The sequence below is a fragment of the Providencia sp. PROV048 genome (assembly GCF_033688165.1).
GTDB classification, from domain to species: Bacteria; Pseudomonadota; Gammaproteobacteria; order Enterobacterales; family Enterobacteriaceae; genus Providencia; species Providencia hangzhouensis.
In genome coordinates this window covers 24,913-39,470 of record NZ_CP096361.1, presented here as the reverse complement: position 1 = coordinate 39,470, position 14,558 = coordinate 24,913, and the positions used below count along the sequence as shown (strand labels likewise).

General features: G+C 45.1%; 9 protein-coding genes. All 9 read left to right on the top strand.

The features are described 5' to 3' along the window. The first annotated feature begins 9 nt into the window (after positions 1-9). The 9 genes from M1F26_RS19675 to traI all read left to right on the top strand — a co-directional run bounded on the left by M1F26_RS19675 (position 10) and on the right by traI (position 14,320). A complete protein-coding gene (locus M1F26_RS19675; RefSeq protein WP_071548969.1) occupies positions 10-312 on the top strand; it encodes a hypothetical protein in 303 nt (100 codons plus the stop codon). Positions 313-317: 5 nt separating this feature from the next. Continuing rightward, positions 318-842: a type-F conjugative transfer system pilin assembly thiol-disulfide isomerase TrbB gene (gene trbB, locus M1F26_RS19670; RefSeq protein WP_257468655.1), complete on the top strand. Its 525-nt coding sequence runs from the start codon at positions 318-320 to the stop codon at positions 840-842. A gap of 499 nt (positions 843-1,341) precedes the next feature. Next, positions 1,342-2,718 (top strand): conjugal transfer pilus assembly protein TraH, encoded by a 1,377-nt coding sequence (traH, locus tag M1F26_RS19665; RefSeq protein WP_140172752.1) that lies wholly within the window; start codon positions 1,342-1,344, stop codon positions 2,716-2,718. A 12-nt stretch (positions 2,719-2,730) separates the two neighbouring features. Further along, complete coding sequence (traG, locus tag M1F26_RS19660; RefSeq protein ID WP_220693749.1) at positions 2,731-5,622, top strand: conjugal transfer mating-pair stabilization protein TraG; 2,892 nt, start codon at positions 2,731-2,733, stop codon at positions 5,620-5,622. Positions 5,623-5,673: 51 nt separating this feature from the next. Further along, a complete protein-coding gene (locus M1F26_RS19655; RefSeq protein ID WP_140172750.1) occupies positions 5,674-6,171 on the top strand; it encodes a hypothetical protein in 498 nt (165 codons plus the stop codon). Positions 6,172-6,259: 88 nt separating this feature from the next. Then, the gene (locus M1F26_RS19650) at positions 6,260-6,466 is read left to right on the top strand and encodes a TraR/DksA C4-type zinc finger protein (protein WP_071548975.1); all 207 of its coding nucleotides are present in this window, start codon (positions 6,260-6,262) and stop codon (positions 6,464-6,466) included. A 52-nt stretch (positions 6,467-6,518) separates the two neighbouring features. Beyond that, positions 6,519-6,908, top strand: a complete 390-nt coding sequence (locus M1F26_RS19645) for a hypothetical protein (RefSeq protein ID WP_140172749.1) — start codon at positions 6,519-6,521, stop codon at positions 6,906-6,908. Positions 6,909-6,971: 63 nt separating this feature from the next. Continuing rightward, entirely contained in the window at positions 6,972-9,194 is a 2,223-nt protein-coding gene (gene traD / locus M1F26_RS19640) for a type IV conjugative transfer system coupling protein TraD (RefSeq protein ID WP_272688252.1), read from the top strand. Continuing rightward, complete coding sequence (gene traI / locus M1F26_RS19635) at positions 9,194-14,320, top strand: conjugative transfer relaxase/helicase TraI (protein WP_272688253.1); 5,127 nt, start codon at positions 9,194-9,196, stop codon at positions 14,318-14,320. The genes traD and traI overlap by 1 nt, the downstream gene beginning before the upstream one ends. Positions 14,321-14,558: the final 238 nt, after the last annotated feature.

Here is a 14,558-nt window from a genome sequence, read left to right as displayed (position 1 = left end):
GATAAAGACATGACAAAGCCCACGATAAAAGAACGATTAATTGAAAATACCTTGATTTACCTTGGTATGACGTTGATTTTTGCCTCATTGATTTTTTATGGATTGATCCATTACTTAATCGATATACGCCACGGTGTTTTAAGTGAGTCTACAAAGCAAACCCTTCAGATGATACAAGAAACGGGCATGGTGTTTATTTTTGCGTTAGGGGCAGCGACATGTTTAGCGGGCATGTTCTATGCCGTGATTAAAGCCTGGCAGCGCATCAAAGCCCCAACCGTATTTCCGGAGGATGAGGAGAAAACATCGTGAGAATAATGATGCTGGCCATGATGCTATTTTTCAGTGGTTTGGTACAGGCGAGTGTAATGGACGATATTGCGGAACTTGAAGCCCATAAAACAGCCCCTTCAGAACGTGAAACGGTGATTGAAGAAGAAACTCGGACAACTAATATTAATACGGTTGCCGTTAAGCCGTACCGATTACCGAATGGAAAGGTCATCAATTTAAATGATTATACCTTGGTGTTGTTTATGCAAGCTAAGTGCCCGTACTGCCAACAATTTGACCCGCAATTAGCCTTACTGTCAGCGCAAACGGGATTTAAGGTTTTTGCGTACACGCTCGATGGTCAAGGCGATATGGCGTTTCCCAATGCCATTCCTGCCCCCGCTGAGGTGGTGCAGACTTTTTTTGGTGCAGGGATGCAAGTCGTGACACCTTCTGTATTTCTAGTTGAGGTGAACACATTGCGGACATACCCACTGTTACAAGGGCTGACGGATATGCAAGATGTGATGAACCGTATCCACAGTAATTTAATGTTAGCCACACAGTAAAAGTCATGGTGATAGTTGGATAGGATAGGGGTAGTCAAAAGACGCATTTAACCCTGCCCCTATTTTTATCCTTTAAAAATAGAGGTCGTCTGATGAGTGATAATCAAGTAGATACCCAAGCTTAACTGGGGATGGATGATTGACGGCGGGTTTAATGACGCTTATCAATTGTGTTTTGCACTGAGGCTTTGTGGACATCGTCGAGGGTATTATCGCTACTGGCGGCCGTCAATCAACCATGATTTTGCGGTTATTGAGAAGATACTCATTACCGAGTTTGGTTCTCATTCTTCAATGAAATAAAGCTATTTCGTTCGTTATCTCCCTTTAATCTCACGTTTAAATTTAATGCCGACACGCAATGACTTTGCGGGTAATGGCACTCAATAAGGTTTACCCACAATGAATGATTTAATTAACCCTATTCCTTGCTGGAATAAGGCGATAAACCCTGCCTTATTTTCGTGTTGGCCTATTTATCTTCAATTCGGAGGCCTCAATGCGTAAAGGACTCATTGCTGTCATATGTTCGGCATTACTCAGCCAAACGGTGGCAGTTGCCAATGTGAACAGCGACATGAACAACTTCTTCAATAAGTTGGGCTTTGAAGGTAATGCCACCGACGCCCGCGCCTGGGAGGGGCAAGCCGCAGGCTATGCCACAGGCGGTAATTTATTCCTGCGTAGCCAAGTGAAGCAGTTGCAAATTGCGTCATTCACACCGCCATCCATCAATGCAGGGTGTGGGGGAATTGATGCGTACCTTGGGTCATTTTCTTATATGAACAGTGAGCAGCTACAGCAATTTATTAAACAGATGATGACCAATGGTGCAGGGTATTTATTTGATTTGGCGTTGCAAACCACCGTACCTGAACTGAAATCGGCAAAAGACTTTGTGCAAAAAATGGCGTCAGATATCAATAGTATGAATATTTCATCGTGTCAGGCCGCGCAAGGCATTATTGGCGGGCTGTGGCCCACCAATAGCGTGGCTTCGCAAAAAATCTGTCAAGACATTGGTGGAGAAACCAACTTGTTTTCAGACTGGGCGGCTTCCCGTCAAGGGTGTACGGTCGGCGGTCAGATGAATAACGCCTTTAATAAAGCCCCTGAGAACATGAAAGACCAAATCATGCAGAATAAAAACTTGATGTGGGAAATCTTAGCCAAAAGTCAGTTTTTATCCGGTGATAACGAGTTAAAAGAGTTGGTCATGAACCTGACAGGCACACTCATTTTTGATGCCAAGGGGAATGTCAAAAGCACCATTCCCAAAGTGAACCGGCAAGAACTCATTAAAACCTTAATGGAAGGCGGCACCATGACCATTGAAGGGTGCGTCTCTACTGTGGATTGTTTGGAGCTAAAAAGTAAGCAAATCACCATCAGCAGTAAAAATGGACTTATCTCGATGACCAAAACCATGATTGAAGGCATTCAAGGCAAGTTGCGCAGCGATGAGGGGTTAAGTGCCAAAGAAAAAGGCTTCATTCAAAGTACCTCTATCCCGATTTTGAAGTACTTGGTTGACCCGATGCAATTGAATATCCAAGCTAATTTATTACCCGCCCTGGCTGATTATATTGCGTATGACATTTTACTTCAGTACCTGCAGGAGTTGATTGACCAAGCAAAAGGGGCAATGGGAAGCCGAAATTACATGGAAGAAGCGGTGAAACCGCTACGGGAAAATATTGCCGAAGCCTCTCGCCAATTGGAATCCCTGCAACAAATGGTCAACACCAAGGCCAATGTCTTGATTGAACTGGAGCGACAAATGAGTTACTTACGCCAACAAACCTCCAGTCAGCTGCAAGAACGTTTTATGCAAAACACCCGCTTCAATATCGTCAATCCTGAAACACAAAAATAAAGGAGCCGTAATATGGCCGTGATAGATACCGTCTATGTGCTCGGCGGCGGTGAATACATGATGCAAGTATTCAACGGTGTCGCTGCATTGATAGGCTCTGATACATGGGACTCCATGTTCCGCATTGTATTATCGATTTCTGCGGTATCCGTATTTATATCGTTCATGAAAGCGCATGACCCGAAGGAGTTGATTAAATTTACCGCGATGATTGTGTTGGTCTCCAGTGTGTTGTTAGTCCCGAAACGGACAGTGCAAATTATTGACCGCACCAACCCGACAGGCGTCTACTTAGTCGACAATGTCCCGTTAGGGTTAGCGGCCCCCGCTAAATTTATTACCTCGATTGGCACGGGATTGACTGAGTTGTATGACACGATATTCCATACCCCTGACTCATTAACGTACAGTAAAACCGGCATGTTATTTGGGGCAAACCTGGTTGGTAATCTCAGTGATGCTATGATGGTTGATGGTGATTTGGCGGAATTGATGGGTCTTTACACCAAAAACTGTGTCATCGGGGATATTTTAATTAACCACAAATATTCATTCCAAGAGCTGATGAGTAGCCGTGACCCTTACACGCTCATTTTCCAAAAACCAAGCCCTTTACGTGGCATTATTGTGCCCTACGGTAACACTGCCGCGGTGGGTGGGAACGGGGTTGCTCAAAGTGGTTTCTGGACGTGTGCAGATATTGCGAAACATGTCTTAATGCCGAAACTCAATATTGATACACAAACGGGCGGAAAAACCTGGAATTACATGGTGAAACAAATCTTTGGCGGCCGTCCTGATGCCAATGTGTTGTACAGTAATATGATGGGGGATAGTTATAATTTTTATTACCAAGGGGCAGAAACCGCCAGTCAGTTAATGCGAAATTCGGTGGTGATGAATGCGCTGAAAAATGGCATCAGCGCCTACAGCGCACAAAGTGGCGATACCGCCAGTTTAGTGAACTTAGCCTCCACGTCGTCATACAATAAAATGCGATTAAGTTGGGCGACGTCATCCCAAGTGGCGGTTTCTTTTGTGCCGATATTGAATACCATTTTGTTATCCTTAGTGATTGCGTTATTTCCCATTTTTATCTTATTGGCGGTCATTCATTCACTTTCGGTGAAAATGTTATTCAACTACATCATGTCCATCATTTACCTGCAATCCTGGCCGCCGATGTTTGCCATTTTAAATTATGCGACCAGTTTTTACTTACAGGGAAAAACTAACGGCTTAGATTTTAATCTGGCGAATCAAGCCAGTATCCAACAAATGCACAGTGATATCGGGTTAATTGCCGGTTGGTTATCCATATCGATACCCTTTATTGCAGTTGCAATAGTGAAAGGATTAGGTCCTGCAATCGCGCAAGCGGGGAACTATTTAGGCACCGCCATCAACAGTTCGGCGACAGCCACTTCCTCACAAGCGGCGGACGGAACCTGGTCATTTAATAATATGCAAACGGGGAATGTAGCAGGCAATAAATGGGATACCAATGCCAGCTTCCGTGATGGTCAGATGACACGGCAACTGGCCAGTGGGGCAAGCAGCACGGTAACCAGTAGTGGCCAAGAAGTGATGGATATCAGTGGCGCGATGTCGAGATTACCGGTATCCATTAAAGGCAGTGAGGCAGTGGTGAGTTCGTTACAACAAAGTGCGAAGTTCGCTAAAACTCAAGCCGCGCAGTCGCTGAGTGCGTTCCAAAGTTCAGTGAATTCCGCATGGAATCAAGCGTCACAATTTACTAAGCAATTTGGTAACAGTGCAACAGCATCAACCTCTACAGATTCGGGATTGAGTGGCAATCAGGCCGAAGGCTTTAAGAAAGTGATTAACGCCACAGAAACGCGAGCAAAAAATGACAACATTAGCAATGAAGAGGCATTTGCCAAGCTCTTGAGTGAGAGCTTTGATGCGTCTAAAACCATGGGGGCAAAAGCGGAAGGCGGGATATCACTCCCAGTTATTGGGGGAGCTCAAGCATATACCGATGGTAATACCCGAGATACGGACAGTAAGCAAAGCAGCGTACAAGAGCGAAGTTCAAGGCATCAAGATACACGCAGTGAATCTGGTTCACAAACGAACCGCGACTTTACTGAAGGCTTAGATATGCTCAATAGCAGCAAAATCTCGGAAGGAACCAATCGACACGATAATGAGGCGAATTCAGAGATTAATCAAATTGTTGCAACACTGAATGTAGCGAAAAACCAATATGAGCAATACTCAAATAGCTTAACGGAAAGTAAGGAGTTAAGTGATATGGCGAGCTTCGCTCAAAATAACAGTGCGCAGATTGACAGTAATTTAGATCAAGAGTTTGCCAGCTACGTCAGGCAAAAAGCACCAAGTCAAGCAGATGAATTACTCAGTAATACCAGTGATATCCGTGTGGCAAAAGAAAGGGATGCTTTGGCTCAATCGTTTGTCAAAGAGCGGTTACTACCAAAACTGGAGAGTGAATACTCTCAAAATCGTGGAAATATCGAAGCTAAAGGTGCAGCTGCTTCAGGTGGAAATCTACCCTCATCGAGTGATTTAATTGCTGAACATGAATCCAATGACAAACGGATTAAATCGATGAGTGAAGGAGCAGAAATAAAACATGATACAGCTCAAAATGTACTCGCAAAAGAGGCGTCAACAAAAGGAAATATTGCTAATATTAAAAATGATATAGAGAAAGGAAAAAAAGAAATTGACCTACGAAAAAATGAGCTTGAAATTAATCATCAAGTAGAGATAAAAAAACAAGAAACAAAGTTTAAAGAGGAGCAAGATCATAAGAAAAAAGCTGGTTTAATAGTGGATGATCGGCCGATAGAAAAGAAACCAGGCTCTAATGGAATAATGGATCCTGAGGATTTTTACAAAAAAAATAGTGATTGAGTCTGCATTTTAGGTTAAATAGTAGTTATTAGATTAAATTAAGGAATTAAAATGGTAAAAAGAATCAGTGTTTTTATTTTGATTTTTGTTTCATTCTTTTCTTATTCAAAAGTAAGTGTTATAGGATTAATAATAAATCAAGATACTAAAAAAATAGTGGCTGAAAAATACACTATAAAAAATGACAAGTCTCAATGGAGATGGGATTTGCTTCCAATGGAAGTGAAAGTTGATCATATCAAAAAAGCAGACGTTTCATTTGATGGCGATATTTTAAAAGGTGTGTGGCTTACATTACCTAAAGATAATTTTAATTATTTCAATGAAATACTAAAAAACAAATATGCATTGAAAGAAGAAAATACACCATTTTTAGGTGATAAGTATGCTATTTTTGAAAAAGAAAATGTTATTATTTGGATTCAGGCAAAACATATGTCTTTTGATATGAATGTTGTATATATGGATAAAGTATTTAAAGAAAAACTAGAAAAAGATATTAATGAAATAAAACAAGAAAGCAGAGAACGACTCATTGAACAACTATAATCCTAACGCACTTCGTTTGTTAACAGTCTATTCCCCTTAATAATAAATTTTTCAGGGGAATAGACTGTCTCGTCTCAAGAGGTTTCCAATGGCTGATGAAATTGATGTCTCTCAAGCTGAGAGCGATTTTTTGCTGTCTCTAAGATTGAGTCAACGTGCTCAATATCAGGGGCAGAGTGCAAAAGTTTGCGTCGAGTGCGGTGATAATATCCCGCTGGCTCGTCGAATCGCCTTACCTGGTGTTCAGCACTGCGTGGGTTGTGTCGAGCGCCAAGAGTTGTTCCGTTCCAGATAATGATTTTTCACATTCATACCCCGAATTTTTCCAAATATCTATTGAGGTTACAATGAAAAATATAATCCGTAATAAAGCGGTGTTCGCTTTATCGTTACTATTTTTGTCAAATATCACCTATTCATCAGAAGAAAAGAATAAACTTGATGAAGTTATGCTTTATTTTACATTATCTCAATGCAGTGAGTACGTGATTGGTACTCAACATCCCGATAAAACGCTTGATGACAATATAACAACTTATTTGGATTATCTTAGAATAGACAAAAAGGATATTTCGTTTCTCTCACAAGAAATCATTAAATTTAAAGACACCTTACCCACATTAGACCCTGTGTTATTTAAAGATAATGAAAATAGAGATAAAGAAGTTTCATTTTGTGCAATAGCCTCAGCGCATTATATTGAACAGTTAAAGAATAAATTGGGATTAACAAAATAAGTGACCTTCCTTCTCCGACTTTAAATCCTATTTTTTTCCTTATTAATTTAGAGTGATTTCATTATGAGTTCAACCAAGCATATTACGCAGGGTGGACAAGTCTTTAGCTATATGCTCGGCATGTTCATGCAAGTCAATAAGCGAATATCTTTTTGGCTTATTCTATTTTTCTTGATGATCTTCCCGATTATTTTTTATTTTAAAGTGCCACTGCAAGAAATTAAAAATGGCGGATTATATTGGTGGTTATATTTAACCGCAGGCGGTGAAAAAGCCTTATATCGCGTGGCACCCATTTATGAAGTGGATTTTGATGGCCAACTTTATCGGTTTACCTCAGATGCGATATTAAAAGACGATTATATGATCTATGCCGGAAATATCGTGCTACAAGAATTGGGATTATCCTTATTATGGGCATGTATTGTCGTCATTGTGCTGTTTTTTGTCATCTACCGAGTATTTCATGGCTTAGGTAAGCGCCAAGCGAATGATGATGTGATTGGTGGGCGTACACTCACGGAAGATATTAAGCATGTTCGCAATATGCTGCATGCACGACGCGAAGCGTCGCCTATTACTTTTGATGGGTTACCCCTGAAGCTTAACAGTGAAGTGCAAAACATGCTAATGCACGGTACGCCCGGTTCAGGAAAATCAAATACCCTCAATAAATTACTTATCCAGCTTCGCAAACGCGGCGATATGGTGATTGTTTATGATAAAGGGTGTTCCTTAATCAAACAGCATTACAATGAGAACATTGATAAGCTACTGAACCCATTGGATAAACGGTGTGAAAATTGGGATTTGTGGAGTGAATGCGTCACTATCCCTGATTTTGACAGCGCGTCCAATACGCTTATTCCCCAAAGCACTTCAGAAGATCCGTTTTGGACAGGGTCGGCGCGTACCATTTTTACGACTGTCGCGGCTAAACTCGGTAAGGATGATAAGCGAAGCTATAACAAATTATTGCGTACCTTATTGGCCATTGATCTTAAGACGTTGCGTGCGTATGTCGCAGGAACGGAAGCCAGTAACTTGATGGAAGAGAAGGTGGAAAAGACTGCCATTTCAATTCGGGGTGTCTTGACTATCTATGTTAAAGCGCTGCGCTACCTACAAGGGATTGAGCGTAATGGTAAACCGCCATTTGCGATCCGTGAATGGATGAAAACCGTCAACGAGAAAAAAGACCGTCACGGTTGGTTGTGGATCACCAGTAATGAACGTGAACATGAGTCTCTAAAACCGTTAATTTCCATGTGGTTATCGCAAGCGGCGAATACGTTACTGGAAATGGGTGATAACCGCGAGCGCCGAGTGTGGTTTATCTATGACGAATTGATTTCCTTGCACCAGTTACCGAATTTGCCCCTTATTTTGTCACAAGGCCGTAAATTTGGCGGGTGTTTTATTCTTGGTTTTCAAAATAAGGCGCAACTGAATGTGACTTATGGGAATGAAAATGCCGATGCGATGATGGATTTGCTTAATACGCGTTTCTTCTTTCGTTCTCCCGATGAAAGTATCGCCAATTGGGTACGAGGTCAGCTCGGGCAAACCCGTAAAAAAGTGGCCAGTGAGCAATATAGCTTTGGTCCTGAAACGGTACGAGACGGTGTCTCATTCAGTAAGCAGCAAGAGGATGTGGATTTAGTCAACTACTCCGATGTGCAAAAATTGCCGGATTTAACGTGTTATATCACCTTGCCTGGGGAATACCCGGTCATTAAACACGCCATGAAATATGAAAAGCTGAAAGTTGTCGCGGAAGAATTTATCCCCCGACAAGTCAATGACAGCTTAGATCAAGAGATAGAAGCTGAAATTGACGAGCGGTTAAGCATGGGGGCTCTTCCTGACGTGGTTAATCAGGCCATTGATAGCTTAATTAGCGGGAAACCGATTGAAACACCCATTGATACAGCACAAAACAATACCGCTCCGGAAGTGGCTCAGACTCAACCACAGCCTATCGTTGAGCTTGAATCGAAGTCAGTCACACAAAACTCCACGCCGATAACAACGGAAACCGCAGCATCCGATAATCCACCTGAAACCCAAGGCGGTCAAGAGGTCATCATTGATAACGTCAAAGTGAACACCGAAACAGGGGAGATTCTTGGACGCGTTATTGATGAGGAACAAAACCCACAAGACCTGTATGACAGTTACACGCGTATGCGGCAGGACGAAAAGGAAATTTTTAACCGACCCAAACCTTCCCAAGAAAAGCCAAAACACATAAATGATGATCATGATGAACCGGAGATGTGGTGATGCTGACTGTTGCACCGATTGCCAATAATGCGGCAAATTATTATACCCATGAAGACAATTATTATTTCCTCGGTAACCTTGAAGCTCGCTGGATGGGGGAAGGCGCTAAATCGCTCGGGTTAGAGGGGGAAGTCACCAAAGACCAATTAGGGGAAATCCTGGAAGGGCGTTTACCCAATGGCCAAAGTCTTGAGCGGATGGAAAACGGTAAAAATGTGCACCGTGAAGGGCAAGATTTAACCTTTTCAGCCCCGAAAAGTGTCTCTGTATTAGGCCTTGTGCTGGGTGATAAGCGGATGATTGACGCACATAATCATGCGGTCGAGGTCGCCCTGAAAGAGGTGGAGAGCCTCGCGTCAACGCGAGTGATGGTTGACGGCAAAACCTCACTTGAAATGACCAAAAATCTGGTTGTTGCGGCATTTAACCATGATACGTCTCGCGAGCACGACCCCTTAGTCCATACCCATGCGCTTGTGATGAACATGACCGAACACAATGGCGAGTGGCGTACCTTATCCAGTGATACACAACAAAAAAGCGGCTTCAGTGAAGCGGTTTATGCCTTACAAGTGTCATTAGGGCAAATCTACCGCCATGCTTTACGTGAGCGCGTAGAAAGCTTTGGTATGCAAACCCATGAAACAGGGAAGAATGGATTATGGGAGATTGTGGGGGTGCCGGTTGTGCCTTTTTCGCAGCGACATTACCAAATCATGGATGCCGTCGGGCATGAAGCTTCACTCAAATCTCGTGATGTGGCCGCCCTCGATACCCGTCAGGCGAAAACAACCCCTGAAAAAAGCGAATTGCTAACTGACTGGTTTGACCGCTTGGATAAAAATGGCTTTGGCCCTGAAGAACGCAAAGCGTTTTACGCTGAAGCCGAGCAGCGTCTTGCCAAAGGCCAGATGGGTGATACCTCTCGGGATATACAGCCCGATATTACCCGCGCTGTCACTGATGCGATTGCGTTACTCAGCGACAAGCAACTCAGCATGACTTACAGCCAAGTGTTGGCTAAAACGCTTGGGGGATTGGAAGCCCGTGCGGGCATGATAGCGCAGGTGCGTGAAGCGATTGATGTGGCGATTGAACAGCGTCAACTTATTCCACTGGATGAGAAAAAAGGGCTGTTTACCTCGTCCATTCATTTAATGGGCGAGCTGAAGCTGCAACAAATCGCCACCGACATGAAGCAACATAACCGTACCGTCATTTTTCAGGCGCGGACAGAAACCCTCAGCCCCGTGATGGAAAAAGTGGCGGATACGTTACCCAGTATTGCGATTATTGCCAGTCAAGGGCTTGGTAAAGCGCAGCGAGACGGGGTATTAGACGGTGTCACGATGGCACAATCACAAGGGCGTGATGTGGCAGTGATGACCCTTGATGCGACCAGTGCTAAAGCCTTTACCAATGATAATCGTTTTGCTTATGTGCCGAAAATGACTTTGGGTGATGGTCAACCACTTAAACCCAACAGTACCTTAGTGGTGGCTAATGCCGAAAAACTGTCATTAAAATCGGCCTTATCTCTACTGGAAAGTGCTCAATCTGCCAATGTGCAGGTGCTCATGATGGACAGTGGCGGACGCAAAGGCACGGGAAACGTGTTGGCCACCTTACAAGATGCGGGAGTGCCGCGTTTTCAAGGCGAAGCTTCATCTGTCTTGACGGTGAAAACCGCGCATATACCCGATAAAAATCATCGTTATGCGGCACTGGCGGCGGATTATGCACAGCTGCACAGCGACATGAAACCCGTGGTTGCGCAGGTCAGTGGCGTTCGGGAGCAAAAAATCGTGACCGATGCCATTCGCCAAACGCTCACCGAGCGCGGGATGCTCAGTGAAAAAACGGTGACGGTGACCCAACTCAAACCCGTGTGGCTCGATAGCCATTCGCGCAAGCAAATCGACAGTTACCATGAAGGCATGGTCATGGAGCGTTGGAATGCGGACAAAAAAGAGGTTGAACGTTACACCATTGACCGCGTCACCCCTGAAACCCGTTCCGTTACCTTGCTTGACAGTCAGGGGCAAAAACAGGTGATGAAACCGCAGCAGTTTGATGGTCAGTGGAGTGCGTATCTGCGCCAAACGATGGACATCAAACAAGGTGAGCAGTTAACGATATTGGCGAAGCAAAATAAGCTCTCCGCACGTGACAGGGTCACGGTATCGGGATTTATGCCAAACGCCATTATGGTTAATTTCAATGGAAAAACGCACCGTATTGATGTACGGGACGGTGTCAAAGCCGATTATGGTTATGTTACCGCGCCAGGGCAACAAGCTAACGATACGGGTACAGTGTTATTGGCCGCCTCTGCGCGTGATACACAGCCGACCTTACTCAATACTGCTGCACGCAGTGGGGAACATATTACCGTGTATACGCCACTGGATAAGATGGAAACTGAGCGTCGTTTATCGCGTTCGCCAGTCTATCAGCAAGCGCGACAGTTAGCGGGGGTTGAAGGATTAGACAGCAAAGCCATTGAACAAGTGGCCGATAAAGCCACGGAAGCGTTATTGTCTAAGCCCGAAAAAGCCCTGCAACAAGGCATGACATTAGCGCAAGAGAGTCAGGTTTTTTTCTCGCGCCTCGATGCGATTGCCAAAGCGTTACCATTACACAACTCGCTCGACAGTCAATCGCTGGGGAAAGCCTTTGACCGCTTAGTCGCTCAAAAAGCCATTATCCCCGTGACCAGTGGTAAAGGGGCAGCCCAACAACACTACGTGACGGCCAGTACGTGGGAGATGGAAAAACAAATCCTGACCACCATTTTAGCCGGTAAAGGGACGCAAACCCCACTGATGGAGTCTGTCCCCGATGCCGTATTGGCGGGGTTAACGGAGGGGCAAAAGGCAGCCACCACTTTGATTTTAACCACCCGTGACCAATTTGTTGGTATACAAGGCTATGCCGGGGTGGGGAAAACGACCCAGCTGAAGGCTGTTCTCAAGGCACTGGAAACACTCCCTGAGGCACAGCGACCGGAAGTGATAGGTCTTGCGCCTACGCACAGAGCCGTGGGGGAAATGGCGGCAGTGGGAGTGAAATCGCAAACCTTGCATGCCTTTTTGATGGATGCGAACCAACGTCAACAGCAAGGGGAGGTACTGGATTTTAAAAACACCCTCTTTTTAGTCGACGAAGGTTCGATGGTCGGTAACAAAATTATGACTGAAGTGTTAGACGTGATTGGGCGCGGTGGCGGGCGAGCGCCAATTTCAGGGGATAGGGCACAGCTATTGTCGGTGGATAGTGGTACACCGTTTTCCCTCGCGCAAGACCGTTCAGCGCTGACGACTGCGGTTGTGAACGAAATTGTGCGACAAAATCCCGAGCTTCGCCCTGCCATTGAAGCCATCATAGCCGGTAATATTCAAACTGCGATGGATGCGATGAATCGCGTGACGCCCGAGGTGGTTCCACGTCGAGCGGGGGCGGAATTACCCGAACAGTCGGTGATAAATTCAGGCGACAAGGTCATCACACATATTCTCGATGACTATCGCGGGCGAACGGCTGAAGCCCAAAAAGAGACACTGATTGTGGTGCAAACCAACCGCGATAAAGATGAGCTTAATCGCGGTATTCATCAAATCTTAGCTGAGCAAGGACAATTACAAGGGGGAAAAGACGTGCCGGTATTGGTGCGTGAAAGTACGCGCACAGAATCCTTGCTATCAACAGCCGGGATGGCGGTACATGCGGGTAAAATTGCCCTCATTCAAGAGCAGTACTATCGGATTGAGGTAACTCAAAAGGGAGTCAGTGACGGGATTGTGACCCTGGTTGATGAACAAGGTAAAGGGCATTTACTTTCGGCCTTTGAAAGTAGCTTGCGAGATATTGGTATTTACCGCCAAGAAACCCGTCATATCGCCGCAGGGGAAAAAATCAACTTTACTCGCACGGATAAAGAGCGCGGACGCGTGATGAACAGTGACTGGACGGTCAGTGAAGTCAGTGGTAACGGGCAAATCACCATTACTAAGGGCGATGAGTCACGCGTGCTTAGCCCGAATAGCGAATTGACAGACCAACATCTGGATTACGGTTATGCGGGCACGGCACACAAAGCGCAAGGGGCAAGTAGCTTGTATGTGATTGTCCTTGGGGGGGTTGAGTCAGGACGACGTATGCTGGCCACCTTACGTGATGCGTATGTGGCTTTATCTCGTACTAAAGCGCACGTGCAAACCTACAGTGATGATTTGGATAAATGGACAAAAGCCATTGAAAACCCCGGAAACCGGAAGACCGCGCATGATGTGTTGCTGGCTGAGCAAGACCGTGCCGCCAAAGTCGGTAATCAACTGTTTGACCATGCGAAACCCCTTAATGATACGGCGATTGGTCGCGCTTTAAGTCGGCAAATGGGGCTCGGTGAATCCCATGAAGGGAAGTTTGTTTATCCGTCCACCAAGCACCCCGAGCCACATGTGGCGTGGCCCGCATTTAATGAACACGGTAAAGCCCAAGGTACGGTGTTACAAGCGATTGAACTTGAAGAGGATAAATTGAAGGGGCTTCGTGCTGAAGTGCGCTTACTGGGAAGCGAGCAGGCACAATTTATTGTCGTCAAACCCAGTCAAAACGGGCACACCGTGATTGTGAACAGTCTAGAATCCGCTTTTGAGACGATGGCACAGCAACCCGAACAGGGTGTGGTGGTGCAACTCAATCCGGATGAACGTTTACACACGGCCATGATTGAAAAAATCACGCAAGGGGAAGTGGATAACGCCTATTCCAACCCGAATACCGCGCAAACCGATAAAGCAGACAGTGACCCGAAAAACCTGCAAACCCCCGAGGAGCAGGCGATTGATAAAGCCTTAAAAGAGGCTGAAGCTGCCCTGCGTCAGCAAGCGAACAGCGAGCCTAAAGTGCCAGAACTGAGCGAGGACGAACTGAGGCAGGTGATGGCGCAAGAGCGTGATAGCTTACTTAAAGGGGAACATGACTTAATGGAGGCGAAAGAGCGAGTCATTGAAAAGGCCGTTCAGTTTGAGCGTGAACATCAGCAACAACAACGAGACGTTTTGCGTCAACAAGAGCGTGAAATGGTGATGGAAAAATCCCGTGACCGTGAGTTTGGTGATTAACACCCTGTTATTTTAGTTTTAACCCGCATTGTCGGCGATTTCCGCCAGTTTCGTTTAGTTTTCTCTCGCGTCGAACCTCAAGTTTTATCACAAATTTTGTGAATAAATCGCGTCTTTATCGTGAAGACGTTGCTTGAATGCGCATAGAGTGCTAAATTAGCCGACAATTGATGTGAATTTTGTGGTCGCCACGCCGAAAGGTGGCAAGAGATGGGATGTAACACACAAACATGTGCTG